Consider the following 21,527-nt stretch of genomic DNA (forward strand, 5'->3'; position numbering starts at 1 on the left):
AGCTCTCCGCTCCGGGGCGTTCTGTTCGGGCGTTCTGGGCGGTCGTTCAGCGCATCTTGCCGCCGCCCTTGGGCATCCGCATGCCCTTCGGCATCGGCCCCTTCGGGACCGGCATGTTGCTCATCAGGTCGCCCAGCGCGCGCAGCCGGTCGTTGACCGCCGTCACTTGGGCGCCGGGCAGGACGCGCGGCAGCTTCAGCAGGGTCGTGCGGAGCTTCTTCAGCGGCACCTGGTCCTCGCCGTCGCCCACGACGATGTCGTGCACCGGGGCATCGGCGACGGTGCGCGCCATCCGCTTCTTCTCGGCGGCCAGCAGACCGCGGAGACGGTTCGGGTTGCCCTCGCCGACCAGCACGATGCCGGCCTTGCCGACGGCGCGGTGCACCACGTCCTGGCTGCGGTTCATCGCCACGGCCGGGGTGACCGTCCAGCCGCGGCCGACGTTCTCCAGGACGGCGGCCGCCGCGCCGGGCTGGCCCGCCATCTGCCCGAAGGCGGCCCGCTCGGCGCGCCGTCCGAAGATGATCGCCATCGCGAGGAAGGCCAGCACGAAGCCCAGGATGCCCGCGTAGACGGGGTGGTCGATCCAGAAGCCGATGGCCAGGAGAACGCCGAATACGACGATGCCTACGCCAGCGACGACAAGACCGACCTTGGAGTCGACCCGACGGGTCATCTTGTAGGTCAGGGCGATCTGCTTCAGTCGCCCGGGGTTCTCAGCGCCGGCGGCGCCGACAGCGCCCTCAGCTTTTACCTTCCTCGCCATACAGCGCAGTCTACGTGGCCTGTGGACGCCCGGTCGCCGCGGCCTCCAGTACGTGCTGTGCCTCGTACCGGTCCTTGGCCCGGCGGCGGTCCTCCAGGACCGATGTCCAGGCGTTGCGGCGGGCGGTGCGCTGTCCGCCGCGCATCAGTAGGGCCTCGACGGCACGCAGGGCACCGGTGACGGAGGGAATGGGGCGGGCGGGGGCGCGGAGCGGCGCTGCCTGCATGGGGCGGTCTCCCTAAGAGTGGTCGGCGGGGCGGGAGGGGGGAGTGGGAGCAGTGCGTACAGTCATCGTCACGGAATGGTGTTACCAACGGATGACCTGCTGGTCAAACCCCTATGAAACGTTGACGCGACCCCACGCCCCCCGGCGTGGGGGAGTGCGGGCCGCGTCTCTCAGCATGTGCCACGATTCACAAGACGGCGCGCCGAGCCGGCTCAAACCGCCTGACTGGCCGCCTCGCCCTCGCGCCGCTCGATGGCCTGCTGGTAAAGGCGGCCGGCGCGGTAGGAGGAGCGGACCAGCGGCCCGGACATGACGCCGGCGTAGCCGATCTCCTCGGCCTCCTCCTTGAGCTCCACGAACTCGGCGGGCTTGACCCAGCGCTCGATGGGGTGGTGGCGGACCGACGGGCGCAGGTACTGGGTGATCGTGATCAGCTCGCAGCCCGCGTCGTAGAGGTCCTGCAGCGCCTGGCTGATCTCCGCGCGCTCCTCGCCCATGCCCAGGATGAGGTTGGACTTGGTGACCAGACCGGCCTCGCGGGCCTTGGTGATGACCTCCAGCGACCGCTCGTAGCGGAAGCCGGGGCGGATGCGCTTGAAGATGCGGGGGACGGTCTCGACGTTGTGGGCCAGGACCTCCGGGCGGGCGGAGAAGACCTCGGCGAGCTGCTCGGGGACCGCGTTGAAGTCCGGGATCAGCAGCTCGACGCCGGTGTCCGGCATCGCGGCGTGGATCTGCCGGACGGTCTCCGCGTAGAGCCAGGCGCCGCCGTCCTCCAGGTCGTCGCGTGCGACGCCGGTGATGGTGGCGTACTTCAGGTCCATGGTCTGGACGGACTCCGCCACCCGGCGGGGCTCGTCGCGGTCCAGCTCCTGGGGCTTGCCGGTGTCGATCTGGCAGAAGTCGCAGCGCCGGGTGCACTGGTCGCCGCCGATGAGGAAGGTCGCCTCGCGGTCCTCCCAGCATTCGTAGATGTTGGGACAGCCCGCCTCCTGGCAGACGGTGTGCAGACCCTCGTTCTTGACCAGGCCCTGGAGGTGGTTGTACTCGGGGCCCATTTTCGCCCGGGTCTTGATCCACTCGGGCTTGCGCTCGATGGGGGTCTGGCTGTTCCGGACCTCCAGGCGCAACATCTTGCGGCCGTCGGGTGCGACTGCGGACACGTCCGGCTCCCTACCACTTCGTTTCTTCGGCGTACCCCAGGGTACGCCCGTTGATTCGCACGTCTTTACGCGCACGGCAACCCCGTATGAAGGGGCCGTATTCCTGGCCGCCCCGGGCCGTCCGTCAGACCGCGCGGGGGAGCAGCTCGGCGCCCTCCAGGACGTCCCGCAGATGCCTCTCGACGACGGGCAGCACCTCGGTGAGGGTGACCTCACGGCCCAGCTCGCCGGCGAGCGACGCCACACCGGCGTCCCGGATGCCGCACGGCACGATCTTGTCGAACGAGGTGTTGTCCGGGTTCACGTTCAGCGCGAAGCCGTGCATCGTGACGCCCTTGGCGACGCGGATGCCGATCGCGGCGAGCTTGCGGTCCTCGCGGCGCTGGCCGGCGTTGGACGGGGCGTACTCCGGGCCGTTCAGCCGCGGGTCGAACAGCTCGTCCGCCGCCCGCGGGTCGAAGTCCAGCTGCAGCCCGCCCAGGGCCGCCCGCTCCTCCAACGGGTCGCCCAGCACCCACACACCGCTGCGGCCCTCGATCCGGGTGGCCTCGACGCCGAATTCGGCGCACACCCGGATCAGCGCCTCTTCGAGACGGCGCACATGGGCGACGACGTCCACGGGGCGCGGCAGCTTCTGGATGGGATAGCCCACCAGCTGGCCGGGGCCGTGCCAGGTGATCTTGCCGCCGCGGTCCACGTCGACGACGGGGGTGCCGTCCAGCGGGCGCTCGTCCTCGGTCGTGCGCCGCCCGGCCGTGTAGACGGGCAGATGCTCCAGCAACAGGCAGGTGTCCGGGATCTCGTCGGCGAACCGGGCGGCGTGCACCCGGCGCTGCTCCTGCCACGCCGTCTCGTATTCCACGGCGTCCGCTCCGAAGCCCAGATGCACAAAGCGCAGCCCCTCGGGTGCGGGGGTCTCCCCCCGAGAGATCGCAGTCACGGCAGCTCCTCTTCGAACCTCTGTTGCTTGTCGCTGCGACGTCTGATGCCACGGACCGGCCCAAGCGCCCCTGCCACTGTACGGGCGCCGGTCGCGGACCCGGCGGGCGGCCGTTGCCGAGTGTGCCGGCGGAGCGCCGTCCCTGCTCACACGATCGGATGAACGCGAGGCACAGGCGGACAGAAAGGCCCCAAACGCCGTTACATTCACGCCGTCCCACAAGGGCGAGGAGCGTGCCGGAAGAGGGTGAGCCGAGCCCGGCAGCCAGGCCCGGAAGGCAGGAGACCGGTAGAGCCGATGACCGAACGACCCCCGCAACACACGCCGAACCGCCAACTCGCCGCGCTGATCGCCGAGGCGGGATTCTCCAATGCCGGGCTGGCCAGACGGGTCGATCAGCTCGGTATCGAGCACGGCCTCGACCTGCGCTACGACAAGACCTCGGTGACCCGCTGGCTGCGCGGCCAGCAGCCCAGAGGCACCACCCCGGCCCTGATCGCCGAGGTGTTCACCCGCCGGCTGGGGCGTCGGCTGTCCGCCCAGGACCTCGGCCTGGACGCCTGTGCGCCGGTGTACGCCGGGCTGGAGTTCGCCGCGACCCCCACCGAGGCCGTGGACATCGTCAGCGGCCTGTGGCGCAAGGACTCCGGCAGCCATGCCGAGCTCCGGAAGATCGCCTTCACCCCGGCCGGGCTGGTGGTGCCGAGCCGCGACTGGCTGATCGGCCGCGCCGACGACCGGGTCGCCCGCGGCGACCCCGGCGCCGACGGCTCCGGCCGGGTACCCGCCCAGGGCCGTATCTCGGTGCCGCGGCAGCGCCAGACCGACCGCGTCGACCGCGTCCAGGGCGGCCGGGTCACCTCCGGCGACATCGCGGCGCTGCGCTCGGTCGGGGAGCTGTTCCGGGCGCTGGACCACGCCTACGGCGGTGGCCACGCCCGGCAGGCCCTGGTGCGCTATCTGGAGCACGAGTGCGAGCCGATGCTGCGCGGCAGCTACGGCGAGGCGACCGGCCGCCGGCTGTTCGCGGCCGCCGCCGATCTGACCCGGCTGGCCGGCTGGACCTCGTACGACATCGCCGCGCACGGCCTGGCGCAGCGGTACTTCGTGCAGGCGCTGCGGCTGGCCCAGGCGGCCGGCGACCGGCCGTACGGCGCCTACGTCCTGGTGACGATGAGCCGGCAGGCCGTCTATCTGGGGCACGGCAGGGAGGCGGTCCAGCTGGCGCGGGTCGCGCAGCAGGGCATCGGCGGCAGCGCGCCGCCCGTGGTCCAGGCGCTGCTGCACTGCGCGGAGGCGCGCGGGCATGGCCTGCTCGGCGAGGTCCGGGCGTGCACGGCCGCCCTGGCGCGCGCCGAGCGGGCACTGGAGACCGCCCGGCCCGGTGACGAAACCCCTTACTGGGCGCGGTTCTTCGACGAGGCGCAGCTCGCCGACGAGCTGGCGCACTGCCATCGCGACCTCCAGCAGTACCGTGCGGCCTCCCAGCACGCGGAACGCTCGCTGCAGCTGCGGGCCGCCGGCTTCGCCCGCAGCCGGCTGTTCTGCCGGGTGGTGCTGGCCACCGCCCGGCTGGGCCTGGGCGAGCTGGAGCAAGCCTGCACGCTGGGCGCCGAGGCGGCGCTCCAGGCGTCCGAGATGCGATCCGCACGGGCCCACGAATACGTCCGGGACTTTGAACGCCGTCTGGAGCCTTACCGGGACGCGGCGGCCGTGCGGGGCTACCGGGACCGGGTGGCCGCGCTGGGGTAGGCGTGTCCGCTCCGTTGCGGGCGCACCTCGGCGTGTACCGCACCAGACACCGCGAGCCCGCTCTCCGGGCGACGACGGGACGTCGCGGGCACGTCCTGCGGGCCCGTCAGGCCGCCGTGCGCAGGGTGTTCGGCTCGGCGCGGTCCGGCAGGCCGAAGTCCTGGAGCAGGGCGCGGGCGGCCCGGCGGCCCGAGTGCAGCGCGCCCTGGAGCGTGCTGAGGTCACGGTGATCGCCGCACACATAGAGCCCCGCCAGCACCCGCACCGGGCGCTCCGGGTCGTGCGGCGCCGGCATCGCGGGCACCGAGTACGGGTCGTGATGGGAGGTCAGCAGCCGCCAGTCCTCGGTCGCTGCGCCGTAGATCCGCTCCAGCTGGGGCCGGACCGTCTTGTCGAGGACGGACACCGGCAGCGCCGCCGCCGCGCCGAGCACGGTCGTGGTGATCAGCGACTGGCCCGGCGGCGTACGGGACGGGTCGATCGCGCCCGCCACGTACGTATAGGCGACCGGGCCGTCCGCCGGCAGGATCAGCGCCGTGTGGCGGGACGGCGCGCTCCGGCCGCGGCCCGAGCCCGCGGTGTGGTGCAGCACGGTCACCGGATGGAAGGCGGGCACCCGCAGTCCCGGGAGCAGCTCGGCGGCGTCCCGGGCGCCGGTCGCCACCAGCACCGCGCGGCACGGGATACGGCCGTGTTCGACGGTGCAAACGCCCGTGGTGGACACGGAGGTGGCGTGCACGGACGTACGGACCGTGCCGGGCGGCAGCTCGGCGGCGAGCAGCTCGGGGACGGCCGAGGCGCCGCCGGCCGGCAGACACAGCCGCCCGTCCGCGAAGGCACGCAGGGCCTGTGCGGCGCCCCGGCTGGAGCCGCGCAGCCGCGGATCGCACAGCAGCGCGCCGAGCAGCGGCCGCAGAAACGCGTCGTGGGCGCGCGGCGGGAAGGCGGGGCGGTGCGCCAGGGCGTCGCCCACCGGGCGGTCGGCGGGAGTCGACGGGGCGGCACGGTCGCCGTTGCGGTCGGTACGACGGTCGCCGCGCCCCTCCGGACGCCGGTCCGTCCACCGGTCGGAACGGCGTTCGGCGCGTACAAGGGCGCGCGCCGCGGAGAGTGCGCCCCTTGTGCTCCGGGCCCCGCTGATGCGCTGCGCCCGTTGGCCGTTGTGGAGCATCAGACCCGGCGCGAACGGGCGCAGGGCCAGCCCGCCGAGGCCGGGAGTGCGGCGGAGTTCGGCGGGGGAGAGGACCAGCGGCCGGCCGCCGCGGTCCAGCCGGAAGCCGTCGATCTCGTCGGTGGCGGCCCGGCCCCCGATATGCGGCGCGGCCTCCAGGACGGTGACCGACACTCCCGCGCCGGTCAGATGGCGGGCGGCGGCGAGGCCGGCCACGCCGGCCCCGACAATGACGACGTCCACGGTCGATGCGGTGCGCAGCACAAGCCCCTCCCGAGGTCTGTCCCAGCGGCGGCGCACCGGTCTGCTGCCCGTGCGGTACCGAGGGATGCGGAGATGTGTGTGCGAGGACGTTAGGGAGACGGGTGGCGCGACGGACAGGGGCGCCCGGGGGCGCGTCGGAGCGCCACGGTTTATGGTGCCCGGTGTCCGGCCGTACCTCACCGGTTGTTTCACGCCGCGATTGCGGGCGCCGTCGCCGGGGGGCGCCGTGTGGTGGCCATGTGGTGGCGGTTACGCCCCCGGCTGCGCGGCCCTGCCGCCGTCCTACGGAGCGGTCCGCAACGCCGCCCGTACGGCGTCGGTGATACGGGGGTGGGCGAACACGAAGCCCGAGTCCAGCAGCCGCTGCGGAATGACCCGCTGGCTGCCCACGACGTCGTCGGCGAACTCGCCGAGGGCCAGGCGCAGCACCGGTTCGGGCACCGGGAAGAGCGTGGGGCGGTGCAGGAGGCGGCCCATCACCGCCGTCACCTCGCGGTTGGTGACCGGTTCCGGGGCGGTGAGGTTGACCGGGCCGGTCAGGGTGTCGGTGGCGATCAGATGGCGGAGCGCCGCGACCTCGTCGTGGAGGGAGATGAAGCTCCAGTACTGGCGGCCGTTGCCGAGACGGCCGCCGAGGCCCAGGCGGAAGACCGGGAAGAGCCGGCCCCAGGCGCCGCCCGAGCGGGCCACGACCAGCCCGGTGCGGGCGAACACGGTACGGATGCCCGCCTCCTGGGCCGGCCGCGCGGCGTTCTCCCAGTCGACGCAGACCTTCGCCAGAAACCCCGTACCGGCCGGTCCGCTCTCGTCCGTCAGCCGGTCGCCCGTGTCGCCGTAGTAGCCGATCGCGCTGCCGCAGACGAAGACCCGCGGCGGGGCGTCCATCGAGGCGAGCGCGGTGGCGATGGCCTCGGTGCCGCGCACCCGGCTGTCGCGGATCTCGCGCTTGTAGGCCGCGGTCCAGCGGCGGTCGCCGACTCCGGCGGCGGCGAGATGGACGAGCGCGTCGCAGCCGGCCAGACCGGCCGTGTCGACCTCCTGGCTCCGGGGATCCCAGCGCACTTCGTCCGCGGCCCCGGGCGGGCGCCGGACGAGCCGGACGACGTCCTCGCCGTCCGCCCGCAACGACCGTACGAGCTCCGTGCCGATGAGACCGGTCGAGCCGGTGATCGCAATCCGCATGGGGACATACTGCCCGCTGAGCGGGAGTGCGGGCGGTATCCGGGGGTGCGGGTGTGGGTGCGGCGTGCGGGGCAGTCCCCCGTGGTCCCACACTTATGGCCGGAAACGGTCCCACAGTCGGGGAAACCGTTCCGCCAGAGCGCCCTCGTCCTCGAAGTCGATGACGGTGCCGAGGGGTTCGCTGGGCTGTGGCGGCAGGCCGAGGTCCGGCATCACGGACCCGGTCAGCTGCTCGTACGCCTCGTCGGCGGCATAGCCCAGGTCTTCCGCGTCGCCGTCCGTCTCCTCGTCGAAGTCGTCCAGGAGGCCGGCCAGGTCGTCCGCGTCGTGCAGCGCGCCCTCGAAGAGCTCCCGGCCCTGGCCGATCAGCCAGCAGCGGAAGTAGTCGAACGCGTCGTCGCTCGCGCCGTCGAGCAGGATGGCGGCCGCGGCCCACAGGTCCCAGGTGTAGGCGCGGTTGTAGCGCGATTCGAAGTGCCGGGCGAAGTCCACGACGGAGTCCGGGTCCAGCCGCAGCAGCCGCTCCACCAGCACATCGGCCTGCTCCTCGGCGTCGCCGTCGGCGGTCTCGCGGGAGCCGTCGATCAGCGCCCAGAACTCCGTCTCGTCCATCACCGCTCCAGAATCGGCCCTGCCGCCGCGTCCCGCACGCGGAGTACCCCAGATGCGACGCGGTCGTCGTCCCGACCGCCGGTCCGTGGGGCGGGCGCCCCGTGTTCCGGCCGGGTGACCGCCCCCGGAATCATTCGTTGGAAGGCGTGCAAACACGGCAGAACCCCCACTTTGTGAAGGGCTGTTTCAGGCCATGTCCATGGACGAACGCACCCGCGCCGATGTCGAACGGGCAGAGGCAGCCCTCGTCGAGCACTATCCACGGCTGGTCCGCCTCGCCTATCTCGTCCTGCCCCCCTCGATGGGCCGGCACCGCCGGGTCCTCCTCGCGCACGGCCTGGTCCAGCGGGCGCTGCCGCGGGCCCGGCCGCGCCGACGCATCCGCAGGCTGCCGGCCCAACGCGGCCCGATGGGCGAGCGCGGCTACGGCCTCGTACGGCTGCGCACCCTGCGGTCGGCACTCGCGTACGAGGGACGGCCGCAGGGGCCCGCCGTACTGTGGCCCGCCGTGCCAGTCGTCTGGGGGCTGCGGCTCTTCCCCCGGGCCGGCGGCGCCGATGAACTCGCCCTGGACCAGGCGCTGTCCGCCGTCCCGGCCGCGGTGCGGGCCGCCGTCGGGCTGTGGCACCTGGAGGGGCTGGACCGGGACGCGGCCCGCGGTGTGCTGGCGGCGGCCGGTGTCGCTGACCCGGACGCGGCGCAGCGGACGGCCGGGCAGCTGGACCGGGTGGCCACGGCGGGCGCCGCGGCGCTGCTGAACTCGGGGGAGTTCGACCCGTGCACGGTGCAGATCCGGCCGACGGACCTGCTGCGCCGACGGCACCGGGTGCGGGCGGCGGTCGCGGTGACCGCCGTACTGACGGCCGGTGCGCTGCTGGCCGGAGTGGCGGGCGGCGCCCCGGACCCGTCGGCCGGCGAGTCGCGGCTGGCCACCGCCGCGCAACAGGCCCTGGACCCGGCCCGGCTGCTGCGCACCCCCAACGAGGGGTGGGCCGGCACCGCACGCGTCGACTTCACCGCCTGGCCCGCCCGCGGCCGGGAGACCGGGGACCAGAAGCTGCTGGCGCGGGCGCTGCGGGTCTGGGCGGCGCCGCCCGAGGACGCGCGGATCGTCACATCCGCCGGAACGTCCACCCGGCCGCCGGACCGCCCGCCCCGGCTGCTGTACGCGGGCCTGATCGACAACGTCATGGTGGTGGTCTTCCACGACGGCGGCGGTGGGCGGCTGGTGCGCTACGCGGAGCCCGCGGAGGCCACGCCGACGCTGCACTTCGCGCGGGTCGACCACGCGGATATGACGACCGGCGGCGCGCTGGTGATCGGGCGCGGCGCCGGCTGGATGCGCTACCTGGTCGCGCCATGGGTCGCCGACGCCGCGACCCGGGATCTGCTCGCGCCCGACACCCCGGCGCGCCCGCTGCGGCTCGCTCCGGACGGGGTCACCAACCGGGTGCCGACCCCGCCCGAGGCGGGCGCCGCCTGCGGGAGCTGGCCGGTGGTCCAGTTCCAGGCCTCGGAGCGGATCACAGCGGGCGAAACCTTCCTGGTGACCGACCTCGGCGATCTCGCGCCGGTCCGGCTCACCTCGTCGGGCGGTGTGGCCGGTGCCCCGGCGCTGCGGAGTTGGGCCCGTACGGCCTGCTCGTTGCGCGCGCTACGCGGGGCGGGCGTACGGTCCGTCAACAACTGGGGGTTCGCGCGGCAGAGCCTGCCGGAGGACGGCGGCAGCGCGGACTGGGTCTGTACCCGCGCCGACACCTGGAGAGGCCCCGGCCATGTCACGGTGCGGCTCCAGGCGCCCGCCGCCGGACCGGCCGCCCCTGGCCTCGTCGCCGGACGTGCCACGGACACCGCGGCCTGCAGCCGCTTCGGCCGTCCGGTCGTCGGCGACGTCCACTGGCAGGCGAAGTCCGGGAAGTGGTACCTGCTCGCGGCGGGCAGCCCGGAGGTCGCCGGCATCGACGCCACCGGCGGGGTGCGGGCCACCACCGACGGGGGCACGCTGGCCGTGCCCGCGGCGCAGCACGCCCAGGCCGAGGTCACGGGGCGGCTGCGGACGGGGACGAGGGTGCGGGCTGTGGGGTCTTGAGGGGTGGAGTTGGGGGTGGGTGTGGTTTACGGGGCTTCGCCTCCGAAAACAGTGGTGTGCAAGGTGACTTGAGGCGTTTTGGAGCGGATGTCACACCGCCCGGTTAGGGTCGTGTTCATGCAGCTCGGGTATCAGTTCAGGCTGTACCCGAGCGCCCCGCAGAAGCAGCGGCTTGCCAGGGAGTTCGGGTGCGGTGCTCTGGCCGGGCCGGAAGACGCCGCTTGACAACGGCGGCCAGGCGGGAATCTCCACCCTCCGGGGTTGGAGAGCGGCAATTCGAGGATGTGGTCTTCGGAGGGCGGGAAGCGAGCGCGGCGGACTACCGGTACCCGGCTCCCGTCAGGGCGCGTCGTCGTCATCGGCGTAGAGCGCAGCCGTGCGGCGGGCGGCGGCCGCGAACCGCTCGCGCAGCTCGGCGGGCGCCAGCACCTCGCCCTCCGGGCCGAGCGCCAGCAGCTGTGCGTACGCGACCTCGGCTGACTCCACGGCCAGGGTGACGGTTATTCGGCCGTGGTCATCGGGCGGGCCCGCCTTCGCCACTGCCTCCTGGGCGGCCGCGCGGTCCGTCACGTACGGCAGCTGCCGTACGCCGCGCGCGGACAGCCGGACCACGATCTCATCGCGCAGGATCGAGCGCGTGAACTCCTGGGCCCGCTCGGCCCAGAACGCGGGCAGATCGAAGGAGGCGTCGCGGCTGAAGCGGTCCTGGGCCGGCTCTACGGCGACGAACCGGTCGACCCGGTACACGCGGCAGCCGGCCCGCCGACCGGCCACCGCTCCGTCTGCGGCCGTATCTGCCGTGTCCGTCGCGTCGGTCGCGCGCGCCGCCAGATACCAGACCCCCGCCTTCAGCACGAGGCCGTACGGCTCCAACTCCCGCTCCACCTCGGTGTCCTTGCGGCGGTAGCGGGCGGTCAGGCGGCGGTCGTCCCAGACCGCGTCGGCGACGGCGGGCAGCAGGGCGGGGGTCTCGGGCTCCTGATACCAGCCGGGCGCGTCGAGATGGAAGCGCTGGGCGGCGCCCGCCGCGGCGTCCCGAAGCTCGGGCAGCAGCGCTGCGGACACCTTGAGCCGGGCGGCGGACGCGGCGTCCGCGAGGCCCATCTCGCGCAGGGCGGCGGGCACTCCGGACAGGAAGAGCGCCTCCGCCTCGCTGCGGCCGAGGCCGGTGAGCCGGGTGCGGTAGCCCCCGATGAGGCGGTAGCCGCCGGCCCGGCCGCGGTCGGCGTAGACGGGGACGCCGGCCTCTGACAGGGAGAGAACGTCCCGGGCGACCGTGCGCTCCGAGACCTCCAGATCGCGCGCCAGCTCGGCGGCCGTCATCGACGGTCGCGACTGGAGCAGCAACACCATCTTGATCAGCCGGGCAGCACGCATGAACACATCATGCCGGACCCTATGGACAACGCCCGGAAAACCTCTCCCGCCCAAGCACTCCGCCCACCCCCGAAGGGGGGTGGGCGGAGGGGAAAACAAGCCCCCTTACAGCCCGTACCGCTCCCGAGCCTCCTTCACCGTCTCCGGCTTGACCTCGCCCCGTCGGGCGAGCGCAGCCAGGGACTGGACGACCACCGACTGCGCGTCGACGCCGAAGTGGCGGCGGGCCGCCTCGCGGGTGTCGGAGAGGCCGAAACCGTCTGTCCCGATGGAGACCCAGTCCTGCTCGACCCACGGGGCGATCTGGTCCGGGACCGCCCGCATCCAGTCGCTGACCGCGACGACCGGGCCGGGCGCCCCGGCCAGCGCGCGGGTGACGTACGGGATCCGGTCCTCGCCTTCGAGGCGGGCGGCGTCGCATTCCAGGGCGTCGCGGCGCAGCTCCGTCCAGGACGGTGCCGACCAGACGTCCGCCGCCACGCCCCAGTCGGCGGCCAGCAGCCGCTGCGCCTCCAGGGCCCAGTGGATGGCCGTACCGGAGGCCAGCAGCTGCATGCGCGGAGCGTCCGCCGTCCCGTCGAGCGCGGCCTCCTCGGTGGCCTCCTTGAAGCGGTACAGACCGCGCAGGATGCCCTCCTCGACGCCCTCCGGCATGGCCGGCTGGACCTTGGTCTCGTTGTAGACCGTGAGGTAGTAGAAGACGTCCTCGCCGGCGGGGTGCTCGGGCGTCGCGCCGTACATGCGGCGCAGGCCCTCCTTGACGATCACCGCCACCTCGTAGGCGAAGGCCGGGTCGTACGAGAGTGCCGCGGGGTTGGTCGACGCGATCAGGTGCGAGTGGCCGTCGGCGTGCTGCAGGCCCTCACCGGTCATCGTCGTCCGGCCGGCCGTCGCGCCGATGACGAAGCCGCGGCCCAACTGGTCGGCCAGGGCCCAGAACTGGTCGGCGGTGCGCTGCCAGCCGAACATCGAGTAGAAGATGTAGAACGGGATCATCGGCTCGCCGTGCGTCGCGTACGACGTCGCCGCGGCGGTGAAGTCGGCGAGCGAACCGGCCTCGGTGATGCCCTCGTTGAGGATCTGGCCGTCCTTGGCTTCCTTGTACCAGAGGAGCTGGTCGCGGTCGACGGGGTCGTACGTCGCGCCCTTGGGGGAGTACAGGCCGGCCGTCGGGAAGAGCGACTCCATGCCGAAGGTACGGGCCTCGTCGGGCACGATCGGGACCCAGCGCCTGCCGGTCTCCTTGTCCCGCATCAGGTCCTTGACGAGGCGGACGAACGCCATCGTCGTGGCGATCTCCTGGCTGCCGGAGCCCTTCTTGAGGGCGTCGAACGCCTTGTCGGCGGGCAGCGGGAGCGGCTTGGGGACGACCTTGCGGGCCGGGGCCGGGCCGTCGAGGGCGGCGCGCCGACGGCGCAGGTACACCATCTCGGGGGAGTCCTCGGCCGGGCGCCAGTACGGCACCTGGTCGCCCTCCAGCGCGCTGTCCGGGATGGGAAGTTCGAGTGCGTCACGCATGGTGCGGAACTCCGCCATGGTGAGCTTCTTCATCTGGTGGTTGGCGTTACGGGACTCGAAGCCCGCGCCCAGGGTGTAGCCCTTGACGGTCTGCGCCAGGATGACGGTCGGCGCGCCCTTGTGCTCGACGGCCGCCTGGTACGCGGCGTACACCTTGCGCGGCTCATGCCCGGCGCGGGAGGTCTGGAACAGCTCCAGCAGCTCGGCGTCGGAGAGCCGGTCGGCGATGGCCTGCAGCGACGCGTTCGCGCCGAAGAAGTGGTCGCGGAGGTAGGCGGCGTCGCGGGTGGCGTACGTCTGGAACTGCGCGTCGGGGGTCTCGCGGAGGCGGCGCAGCAGGGCGCCGTCCGCGTCGAGCGCGAAGACCTCGTCCCAGGCCCGGCCCCAGAGGGCCTTGACGACGTGCCAGCCGGCGGCGCGGAACTGGGTCTCCAGCTCCTGCACGATCTTGAAGTTGGGGCGGACCGGACCGTCGAGGCGCTGCAGGTTGCAGTTGATCACGAAGGTGAGGTTGTCCAGCCCTTCGCGGCCCGCGAGCGCGAGGGCGGCGGTGGACTCGGGCTCGTCCATCTCGCCGTCGCCCAGGAACGCCCATACGTGGGAGTTCGCGGTGTCCTTGATGCCGCGGTGCTCCAGGTAGCGGTTGAAGCGCGCCTGGTAGATCGCGGAGAGCGGGCCCAGGCCCATGGAGACGGTGGGGAACTCCCACAGCCAGGGGAGGCGGCGCGGGTGCGGGTAGGACGGCAGGCCCTCGCCGTCGGCCTCCCGGCGGAAGCGGTCGAGGTGCTCCTCGGTGAGGCGGCCTTCGAGGAAGGCGCGGGCGTAGATGCCGGGGGAGGCGTGACCCTGGATGTAGAGCTGGTCGCCGCTGCCCCCACCTTCCTTGCCGCGGAAGAAGTGCTGGAAGCCGGTCTCGTAGAGCCAGGCCGCGGAGGCGAAGGTGGCGATGTGCCCGCCGAGGCCGAGCTGGGAGCCGCGGGTGACCATCGCGGCGGCGTTCCAGCGGTTCCAGGCGGTGATCCGGGCCTCCATCGCCTCGTCGCCCGGGAAGTCGGGCTCGGCGGAGGTCGGGATGGTGTTGACGTAGTCCGTCTCCAGCGGCGCGAGCCCGGGGGCGTCGGTGTGCTCCAGGGCGCGGCGTATCAGATACGCGGCACGGTGCGGGCCGGCGGCCTGGGTGACGGCGTCGAGCGATGCGCGCCACTCGGCGGTCTCCTCGGGGTCCCGGTCCGGGAGCTGGTCGAGCTGGCTGTATGTGCGGCGCACGGGATCGGGCATGGGTGGCCCCTTTCCGGACGGTTGGTCGGGGAGTGCGAGTGGGTGCTTGGCAGGCAGGGGTGTCGCGCCCCGACGTACGACGATACGCCTCTGATCGATGATCGATCAACGCTCGGTGGGCGAATCACCGCAGGTCGGCACGGGGTGCCGGATTTTTGGGCACCCCGTGCCAGTGCCGGTGCCGCCCTCAGACCCGCGGCGCGCAGCTCAGCACATGCGCCTTCAGCAGGCTCCCGATCCTCGGGTCGCGCCGCCGGAACGCGTCCACGATCTCCTGGTGATCCTGCGCGTGCGAGCGCTGCTCCGGGCTGAACCAGCGGATCGAGAGCGTCGTCCAGACCTCGATGCCCAGCGACTCCCAGGTGTGCAGCAGCACCGAGTTCCCGGCCGCCCGTACGATCTCCCGGTGGAAGGCCACCGTGTGCCGCACCTGCGCCTCCCCGTCGCCCGCCCGGTCGGCCTCCCGCAGGGACGCCACCTCGCGCTCCAGGGCCGCGGTGTCCTCCGCCAGTCGGCCGGCGGCCAGCTCCGCGGCCACCTGCTCCAGCCCGGCCCGCACCGGGTAACTCTCCTTGAGATCGTCCGCGGTCAGGTTCCGTACCCGTACGCCCTTGTTCGGTGCCGACTCGATCAGCTGCAGCGACTCCAGCTCCCGCAGCGCCTCGCGTACCGGCGTCTGGCTGACCTCCAGCTCCACCGCGATCCGCCGCTCCACGATCCGCTCGCCCGGCTGCCAGCGGCCGCTGACGATCCCCTCAAGGATGTGCTCGCGGATCTGCTCGCGCAGCGAATGGACGACGGGCGGGGTCATGGGGTTGCTCCTTCAGAGCGGTGGTGACGAAAGCGGCAAGGAGTGAGACGGGGAGGAGCGGCGGGAGGAGTACGGGTGGTGGGGTGCCATTATCCGGGATGTCTGAAGGGCCCCGCCCGGTACCGGGATGCGCGAAAGGGCCGGCCCCGGTGCGTACGGGATGCGTACGTACCGGGGCCGGCCCCTTTCACACCTACTGCTGGGTGCCTACGGGACCCAGCGGCCAATCTGGATCTCGTTGCGATCCTCGGTCACTCGGAGGGAGCGGCCGTCAGAGGCCGATCTCGGTCTCGAACTCCGCGGCCTCCAGGATCTGCTTGACCGTGGTCAGGTAGCGGGCGGCGTCGGCGCCGTCCACGAGACGGTGGTCGTAGGAGAGTGCGAGGTAGGTCATGTCGCGCACCGCGATGGTCTCGCCGAGGTCCGGGTGGTCGATGACCACCGGGCGCTTGACGGTGGCCCCGATGCCCAGGATGCCGACCTGGTTCGGGGGCACGATGACGGTGTCGAACAGGGCGCCGCGCGAGCCGGTGTTGCTGATGGTGAAGGTCGCACCGGACAGCTCGTCCGGCGTGATCTTGTTGGCCCGGACCTTGCCCGCCAGGTCCGCCGTCTTGCGGGCGATACCGGCGATGTTCAGGTCGCCGGCGTCCTTGATGACCGGGGTCATCAGGCCCTTCTCCGCGTCCACCGCGATACCGACGTTCTCGGTGTCGAAGTAGGTGATGGTGCCCTCGTCCTCGTTGATCCGGGCGTTGACGACCGGGTGGGCCTTCAGCGCCTGGACAGCGGCCTTGACGAAGAACGGCATCGGGGAGAGCTTGACGCCCTCGCGGGCCGCGAACGCCTCCTTGGCCTTGTTGCGCATCTTCATGATCTTGGTGATGTCCACCTCGACCACGGAGGTCAGCTGCGCCTGGCTGTGCAGGGCCTTCATCATGTTGTCGCCGATGGCCTTGCGGATGCGCGGCATCTTGACGGTCTGACCGCGCAGCGGGGAGACCTCCAGCGCCGGAGCCTTGGCGGCGGCCGGGGCGGCAGCGGCCGGTGCGGCGGCCCTGGCGGCCTCGGCGGCGGCGATGACGTCCTGCTTGCGGATCCGGCCACCGACGCCGGTGCCCTTGACCGTGGCGAGGTCGACGCCGCTTTCCGCGGCGAGCTTGCGCACCAGCGGGGTGACGTACGCGCCCTCACCCGCGGCCGGAGCCGGGGTGACGGGGGCCGGAGCGGCCGGCGCCGGTGCGGGCGGGGCCGCGGGGGCCGGGGCGGCGGGCGCGGGGGCCGGTGCCGGGGCGGGCGCCGGTGCCTGTGCCGGCGCGGGTGCCGGGGCGGCAGCCGGGGCCGGGGCGGCCGGAGCCTTGGCGGCGGCCGGGGCGGCACCGGCGGCACCGATGACGGCGAGCTTCGCGCCGACCTCGGCGGTCTCGTCCTCGCCGACGACGATCTCCAGCAGGGTGCCGGACTCCGGTGCCGGGATCTCGGTGTCGACCTTGTCGGTGGAGACCTCCAGCAGCGGCTCGTCGGCCTGGACCTCCTCGCCGACCTCCTTCAGCCAGCGGGTGACGGTGCCCTCGGTGACGCTCTCGCCGAGCGCGGGGAGGACGACGTCCGTGCCCTCGGCGCCGCCCGCGGGGGCGGCGGCCGGGGCCGGAGCCTCGGGAGCCGGGGCCGGCTCGGGCTGCGGCTGCGCGGCCGGGGCGGGCGTCTCGGCGGCGGCCGGGGCAGGGGCCTCGGCCGCCGCACCGGTGCCGTCGTCGATGATGGCCAGCTCGGCGCCGACCTCCACCGTCTCGTCCTCGGCCACCTTGATGTTGGACAGGACGCCGGCGGCAGGGGCCGGGATCTCGGTGTCGACCTTGTCGGTCGACACTTCGAGCAGCGGCTCGTCGGCCTCTACGCGCTCACCCTCGGCCTTGAGCCAGCGGGTGACGGTGCCCTCGGTGACGCTCTCGCCGAGCGCCGGAAGGGTTACGGAAACCGCCATGGTTTCGGTTGCTCCTTACGAATTGCGGAAAGTGGTCGCGCCCGGACTCGGGTCAGTCGTGGGAGTGGAGGGGCTTGCCGGCCAGGGCCAGGTGGGCCTCGCCGAGAGCCTCGTTCTGCGTCGGGTGCGCGTGCACCAGCTGCGCAACCTCGGCCGGCAGAGCCTCCCAGTTGTAGACCAGCTGGGCCTCGCCGACCTGCTCGCCCATACGGTCACCGACCATGTGGACGCCGACCACCGCACCGTCCTTGACCTGGACGAGCTTGATCTCGCCCGCGGTCTTGAGGATCCTGCTCTTGCCGTTGCCCGCGAGGTTGTACTTGAGAGCGACGACCTTGTCGGTGCCGTACAGCTCCTTCGCCTTCGCCTCGGTGATGCCCACCGAAGCGACCTCGGGGTGGCAGTACGTCACGCGCGGCACGCCGTCGTAGTCGATCGGCACGGTCTTCAGACCGGCCAGCCGCTCCGCCACCAGCATGCCCTCGGCGAAGCCGACATGCGCGAGCTGGAGGGTCGGGACGAGGTCACCGACGGCCGAGATGGTCGGCACGTTGGTCTGCATGTACTCGTCGACCAGGACGTAGCCGCGGTCCATCGCGACGCCCTGCTCCTCGTAGCCCAGGCCCGCCGAGACCGGCCCGCGGCCGATCGCGACCAGCAGCACCTCGGCCTCGAAGGTCTTGCCGTCGGCGAGGGTGACCTTCACTCCGTCGGCGGTGTACTCGGCCTTGTCGAAGAAGGTGCCGAGGTTGAACTTGATGCCGCGCTTGCGGAACGCGCGCTCCAGCAGCTTGGAGCTGTTCTCGTCCTCGACCGGGACGAGGTGCTTGAGACCCTCGACGATGGTGACGTCGGTGCCGAAGGACTTCCACGCGGAGGCGAACTCGACGCCGATGACGCCGCCGCCCAGCACGATCGCGGACTTCGGCACCCGGTCGAGCTTGAGCGCGTGGTCCGACGAGATGATGCGGTCGCCGTCGATCTCCAGGCCCGGCAGCGACTTCGGCACGGAGCCGGTCGCCAGCAGGATGTGGCGGCCCTGGACCTGCTGCCCGTTGACCGCGACGGACGTCGGGGAGGACAGCCGGCCCTCGCCCTCGATGTACGTCACCTTGCGGGAGGCGATCAGCCCCTGCAGACCCTTGTAGAGGCCCGAGACGACGTCGTCCTTGTACTTGTGGACACCCGCGATGTCGATGCCCTCGAAGCTGGTCTTGACACCGAACTGGTCGGCCTCGCGGGCCTGGTCGGCGATCTCACCGGCGTGCAGCAGGGCCTTCGTCGGGATGCAGCCGTTGTGCAGGCAGGTGCCGCCGAGCTTGTTCTTCTCGATCAGGGCGACGTCCAGGCCCAGCTGCGCCCCGCGCAGGGCCGCGGCGTAACCACCGCTACCGCCGCCAAGGATCACTAGGTCGAAAACGGTGCTGGCGTCGTTCGCCACGTCACGTCCTCCATGCATGGGTACGCCGGAGCCGGTCTCCGATGACCGGGCGGCGGCTGTTGTTCGGCCGCTTTACTTCGGCCCTGGTAAAGGGGGGCCCTGTCCTGCCGAGAACCCATCTTTGCACTTGTTGCCGGGAGACGAGACGGCGGGCCGGGCTGCGGGGCGGCTGATCAAGCGCCCCAGGGCGGTTACCGGTGCGAACGCGCGTGCGAAAGGTACCGGCGGCGCGAAGCGCCACCTGCGAAGGGTGGTGGTGGGAGACGGGTGGCGGATTTCGTTGAGGGCGAACGTACCGGGAACGCACACGTACGGCCCCTCGCCGTGAGCTCGGGGCCGTACGGACAAAACAGACGAGACGGGAAAGGCCTCAGCCGAGGTCGCCCGCGGCGGTGCGCTCGGCGAGCCGCACCAGGGTGCGTACGGCGGAGCCGGTGCCGCCCTGGGGGGTGTAGCCCCAGGGTGAGCCCTCGTGGAAGGACGGGCCCGCGATGTCCAGGTGCGCCCAGGGGACGTCCTCGCCGACGAACTCCTTCAGGAAGAGTCCGGCGACCAGGCCGCCGCCCATCCGCTCGCCCATGTTGGCGAGGTCGGCGACCGGCGAGTCCATGCCCTTGCGCAGATGCTCGGGCAGCGGCATCGGCCAGGACTGCTCGCCGGCCTCCTCCGCGATCTCGTGGACCGAGGCGCGGAACGCGTCGTCGTTGGCCATGATCCCGAAGTGGCGGTGGCCCAGCGCCAGCACCATCGCGCCGGTCAGCGTCGCCACGTCCACGATCGCGTCCGGCTTCTCCTCCAACGCGCGGGTCAGCGCGTCGGCCAGCACCAGCCGGCCCTCGGCGTCGGTGTTGAGCACCTCGACCGTCTTGCCGCTGTACATCGTCAGCACATCACCGGGACGGGTGGCGCTGCCCGACGGCATGTTCTCGGCGAGCGCCAGCCAGCCCGTGACGTTCACCTCAAGGCCGAGCCGGGCGGCGGCCACGACCGCGGCGAACACCGCGGCCGCGCCGCTCATGTCGCACTTCATGGTCTCGTTGTGGCCGGCCGGCTTGAGCGAGATACCACCCGAGTCGTAGGTGATGCCCTTGCCGACCAGCGCCAGGGTCTTCTTCGCCTTGCTGTGCGTGTACGCGATCCGCACCAGCCGGGGCGGCGCCTCCGATCCCTGGCCCACGCCGAGCAGGCCGCCGTAGCCGCCCTTCTTGAGCGCCTTCTCGTCCAGCACCTCGACCTTGAGCCCGAACTCCTTGGCGGCGGCCTGCGCCTGCGCCGCGAAGGACTTCGGGTCGAGGTCGTTGGAGGGCGTATTGATCAGGTCGCGGGCGCGGTTGACCTCCGCGGCCAGCGTCTGCGCACGCTCGGCGGCGGCCTTGAACTCCTTGTCGCGCGGCTTGCCGCCGAGGATCGCGACCTCCGCCAGCGGCGCCTTGGTGTCGTTGCCCTTCTTCGCACCCTTGGCGGGCTTCGCGCCGTTGCCGTTGCTGCGGTACGCGGTGAAGGCGTACGCGCCGAGCAGCGCGCCCTCCGAGATCGCGGCGGCCGCCTCGGCGTCCTCGACGGGGAGCGCGAAGCCGGCCTTCTTCGAGCCGTTCAGCGCGCGGGCCGCGCTGCCCGCCGCGCGCCGCAGCGCCTCGTTGTCGTAGGCGTCGCCCTTGGCCGGGGCATCGCCGAGGCCGACCGCCAGTACGACCGGAGCCTTCAGGCTGTCGGCGGCGGGCAGCTTGGTCACCTCGCCCTCGGCACCGTTCGCGCCGAGGGTCTCCAGCACGGCGGCGAGCTTGCCGCCGAAGGCCTTGTCCACGGCCTCCGCACCGGGGGCCACGACGACGCCCTTGGCGCCCTTGGCCACGCCGACGACGACGGCGTCCGCACGCAGCGTTGCGGCGGAGGAAGTGCTGAGGGTCAGTGCAGTCACGGTGATAAAGGTCCTGTTCCGTCGGGGAATCCGTATTGCGCCTTGAGCGCTGCTGCGGCCGAGCCTACGCTCGGCGGCGCCGCGAGGCCCTGTCAGATACCGTCCGACTCGCCCCGCGTGGCCTGCGGATGGCTCGTTTCCCCTGGTGAAGGGCGCTCAATCGGCCAGCGTGCCGGGGGTGTTGGGGAGGACGACGGGAGTCCGACGACCCTGGGTTCTTCGGTTCAGCCGAGCGCGAGCACGATCAGCGCGGTGAGCCCGGCGCTCTCCGCGAGCGCGCCGAACACATCACCGGTCACCCCGCCGAACCGCCGCCGGCAGTGCCGCAGCACCAGTTCGGCGAGCCCGAGGCCGGCCGTCACCGCCAGGGCGGTGTGCAGCGCGCCGTACGGGCCCCGCAGCGCGCCCGCGGCGGCACACAGGGCGGTCACCAGCGCTGCGCAGAGCAGCGCGGCGCGCGCCGGAACGGTGCCCGCGACCGCCGCGCCCAGCCCCTCCGGCCGGGCGGCCGGCACCCCCGCACGCGAGGCGAGGGTCAGCGCGCAGCGCGCCACGACCGCCGCGACGGCGGCCGCCAGAGCGCCGCGCGCCCAGCCGTCCGCGTACAGCTCGTACAGCGCGGCCACCTGGGCCAGCAGGGTGAACAGCAGCGTGATGACCCCGAACGGGCCGATATCGGACTGCTTCATGATGCGCAGCGCGTCCTCGGCGGGCTTGCCGCTGCCCAGGCCGTCGGCGGTGTCGGCGAGCCCGTCCAGATGCAGCCCGCGGGTGAGCGCGGCGGGCACCGCGGCGCTGCCGACCGCGGCGAGCAGCGGGCCGCCGCCGAGCAGCAGCAGCGCCCCGCCGAGCGCCGCCGCGCACAGCCCGACGACCAGCCCGGCCAGCGGCGCGCAGAGCATCCCGCCGCGCGCGGTCGCCCGGTCCCAGCGGCCGACGCGTACGGGGAGCACGGTCAGTGTCCCGAAGGCGAACCGCAGGGCGTCGCCGGGGGCCGCCGGCAGGGACGTGTCGGGGGTGTCGGTCACCGCGGCA

Annotated in this window: 17 protein-coding genes; 3 read left to right on the plus strand and 14 right to left on the minus strand. The window is 72.8% G+C overall.

Annotated features, from left to right (window positions below):
* Positions 1–46: 46 nt before the first annotated feature.
* The 4 genes from K9S39_RS31960 to lipB form a co-directional block, all read right to left on the minus strand.
* A complete protein-coding gene (locus tag K9S39_RS31960; protein WP_248866805.1) occupies positions 47–766 on the minus strand; it encodes a DUF4191 domain-containing protein in 720 nt (239 codons plus the stop codon).
* A gap of 10 nt (positions 767–776) precedes the next feature.
* Positions 777–992: an SCO2195 family GlnR-regulated protein gene (locus tag K9S39_RS31965; RefSeq protein ID WP_248866806.1), complete on the minus strand. Its 216-nt coding sequence runs from the start codon at positions 990–992 to the stop codon at positions 777–779.
* Positions 993–1,204: 212 nt separating this feature from the next.
* Positions 1,205–2,155, minus strand: a complete 951-nt coding sequence (gene lipA, locus K9S39_RS31970; RefSeq protein WP_248866807.1) for a lipoyl synthase — start codon at positions 2,153–2,155, stop codon at positions 1,205–1,207.
* A gap of 124 nt (positions 2,156–2,279) precedes the next feature.
* Positions 2,280–3,095 (minus strand): lipoyl(octanoyl) transferase LipB, encoded by an 816-nt coding sequence (gene lipB, locus K9S39_RS31975; protein ID WP_248866808.1) that lies wholly within the window; start codon positions 3,093–3,095, stop codon positions 2,280–2,282.
* 297 nt (positions 3,096–3,392) lie between these two features.
* Here lipB and K9S39_RS31980 point away from each other — a divergent pair, with 297 nt between their 5' ends.
* On the plus strand, positions 3,393–4,847 hold the full coding sequence (locus K9S39_RS31980; RefSeq protein ID WP_248866809.1) for a regulator: 1,455 nt from the start codon (positions 3,393–3,395) through the stop codon (positions 4,845–4,847).
* Positions 4,848–4,953: 106 nt separating this feature from the next.
* On the opposite strand, the gene K9S39_RS31985 is transcribed toward K9S39_RS31980, so the two are convergent.
* The 3 genes from K9S39_RS31985 to K9S39_RS31995 form a co-directional block, all read right to left on the minus strand.
* The gene (locus tag K9S39_RS31985; RefSeq protein ID WP_248866810.1) at positions 4,954–6,282 is read right to left on the minus strand and encodes an NAD(P)/FAD-dependent oxidoreductase; all 1,329 of its coding nucleotides are present in this window, start codon (positions 6,280–6,282) and stop codon (positions 4,954–4,956) included.
* Between the two features lie 282 nt (positions 6,283–6,564).
* Positions 6,565–7,464: a TIGR01777 family oxidoreductase gene (locus K9S39_RS31990; RefSeq protein ID WP_248866811.1), complete on the minus strand. Its 900-nt coding sequence runs from the start codon at positions 7,462–7,464 to the stop codon at positions 6,565–6,567.
* Between the two features lie 93 nt (positions 7,465–7,557).
* Positions 7,558–8,076 carry a DUF4240 domain-containing protein gene (locus tag K9S39_RS31995; RefSeq protein WP_248866812.1) on the minus strand — a complete coding sequence of 173 codons (519 nt, stop codon included), beginning with the start codon at positions 8,074–8,076 and terminating at the stop codon, positions 7,558–7,560.
* A 199-nt stretch (positions 8,077–8,275) separates the two neighbouring features.
* Here K9S39_RS31995 and K9S39_RS32000 point away from each other — a divergent pair, with 199 nt between their 5' ends.
* Together K9S39_RS32000 and K9S39_RS43135 are read left to right on the plus strand one after the other, a co-directional pair.
* Complete coding sequence (locus tag K9S39_RS32000) at positions 8,276–10,165, plus strand: hypothetical protein (protein WP_248866813.1); 1,890 nt, start codon at positions 8,276–8,278, stop codon at positions 10,163–10,165.
* 117 nt (positions 10,166–10,282) lie between these two features.
* Entirely contained in the window at positions 10,283–10,390 is a 108-nt protein-coding gene (locus K9S39_RS43135; protein ID WP_406708046.1) for a helix-turn-helix domain-containing protein, read from the plus strand.
* A gap of 114 nt (positions 10,391–10,504) precedes the next feature.
* Here the strand turns inward: K9S39_RS43135 and K9S39_RS32005 are convergent, their stop codons facing one another.
* The 7 genes from K9S39_RS32005 to K9S39_RS32035 all read right to left on the minus strand — a co-directional run bounded on the left by K9S39_RS32005 (position 10,505) and on the right by K9S39_RS32035 (position 21,520).
* The gene (locus K9S39_RS32005) at positions 10,505–11,542 is read right to left on the minus strand and encodes a helix-turn-helix transcriptional regulator (protein ID WP_248866814.1); all 1,038 of its coding nucleotides are present in this window, start codon (positions 11,540–11,542) and stop codon (positions 10,505–10,507) included.
* A 105-nt stretch (positions 11,543–11,647) separates the two neighbouring features.
* A complete protein-coding gene (gene aceE, locus K9S39_RS32010) occupies positions 11,648–14,338 on the minus strand; it encodes a pyruvate dehydrogenase (acetyl-transferring), homodimeric type (protein ID WP_248866815.1) in 2,691 nt (896 codons plus the stop codon).
* Between the two features lie 187 nt (positions 14,339–14,525).
* On the minus strand, positions 14,526–15,149 hold the full coding sequence (locus K9S39_RS32015; protein WP_248866816.1) for a GntR family transcriptional regulator: 624 nt from the start codon (positions 15,147–15,149) through the stop codon (positions 14,526–14,528).
* Between the two features lie 271 nt (positions 15,150–15,420).
* Positions 15,421–17,133, minus strand: a complete 1,713-nt coding sequence (gene sucB / locus K9S39_RS32020; protein ID WP_248866817.1) for a 2-oxoglutarate dehydrogenase, E2 component, dihydrolipoamide succinyltransferase — start codon at positions 17,131–17,133, stop codon at positions 15,421–15,423.
* A 52-nt stretch (positions 17,134–17,185) separates the two neighbouring features.
* Complete coding sequence (lpdA, locus tag K9S39_RS32025; RefSeq protein ID WP_248866818.1) at positions 17,186–18,574, minus strand: dihydrolipoyl dehydrogenase; 1,389 nt, start codon at positions 18,572–18,574, stop codon at positions 17,186–17,188.
* 370 nt (positions 18,575–18,944) lie between these two features.
* Positions 18,945–20,492, minus strand: a complete 1,548-nt coding sequence (locus tag K9S39_RS32030; protein ID WP_248866819.1) for a leucyl aminopeptidase — start codon at positions 20,490–20,492, stop codon at positions 18,945–18,947.
* 224 nt (positions 20,493–20,716) lie between these two features.
* Positions 20,717–21,520, minus strand: a complete 804-nt coding sequence (locus K9S39_RS32035) for an adenosylcobinamide-GDP ribazoletransferase (protein ID WP_248866820.1) — start codon at positions 21,518–21,520, stop codon at positions 20,717–20,719.
* Between the last annotated feature and the right edge of the window lie 7 nt (positions 21,521–21,527).

The organism is Streptomyces halobius (genome assembly GCF_023277745.1).
GTDB lineage: Bacteria > Actinomycetota > Actinomycetes > Streptomycetales > Streptomycetaceae > Streptomyces > Streptomyces halobius.

What these genes read in the sequence shown, in the direction of transcription:
- K9S39_RS31960 (WP_248866805.1), bottom strand. Translation starts at nt 766, where the DNA reads ATGGCGAGGAAGGTAAAAGCTGAGGGCGCTGTCGGCGCCGCCGGCGCT.
- K9S39_RS31965 (WP_248866806.1), bottom strand. Translation starts at nt 992, where the DNA reads ATGCAGGCAGCGCCGCTCCGCGCCCCCGCCCGCCCCATTCCCTCCGTC.
- K9S39_RS31980 (WP_248866809.1), top strand. Translation starts at nt 3,393, where the DNA reads ATGACCGAACGACCCCCGCAACACACGCCGAACCGCCAACTCGCCGCG.
- K9S39_RS31990 (WP_248866811.1), bottom strand. Translation starts at nt 7,464, where the DNA reads ATGCGGATTGCGATCACCGGCTCGACCGGTCTCATCGGCACGGAGCTC.
- K9S39_RS31995 (WP_248866812.1), bottom strand. Translation starts at nt 8,076, where the DNA reads ATGGACGAGACGGAGTTCTGGGCGCTGATCGACGGCTCCCGCGAGACC.
- K9S39_RS32000 (WP_248866813.1), top strand. Translation starts at nt 8,276, where the DNA reads ATGGACGAACGCACCCGCGCCGATGTCGAACGGGCAGAGGCAGCCCTC.
- K9S39_RS43135 (WP_406708046.1), top strand. Translation starts at nt 10,283, where the DNA reads ATGCAGCTCGGGTATCAGTTCAGGCTGTACCCGAGCGCCCCGCAGAAG.
- K9S39_RS32005 (WP_248866814.1), bottom strand. Translation starts at nt 11,542, where the DNA reads ATGCGTGCTGCCCGGCTGATCAAGATGGTGTTGCTGCTCCAGTCGCGA.
- aceE (WP_248866815.1), bottom strand. Translation starts at nt 14,338, where the DNA reads ATGCCCGATCCCGTGCGCCGCACATACAGCCAGCTCGACCAGCTCCCG.
- K9S39_RS32015 (WP_248866816.1), bottom strand. Translation starts at nt 15,149, where the DNA reads ATGACCCCGCCCGTCGTCCATTCGCTGCGCGAGCAGATCCGCGAGCAC.
- sucB (WP_248866817.1), bottom strand. Translation starts at nt 17,133, where the DNA reads ATGGCGGTTTCCGTAACCCTTCCGGCGCTCGGCGAGAGCGTCACCGAG.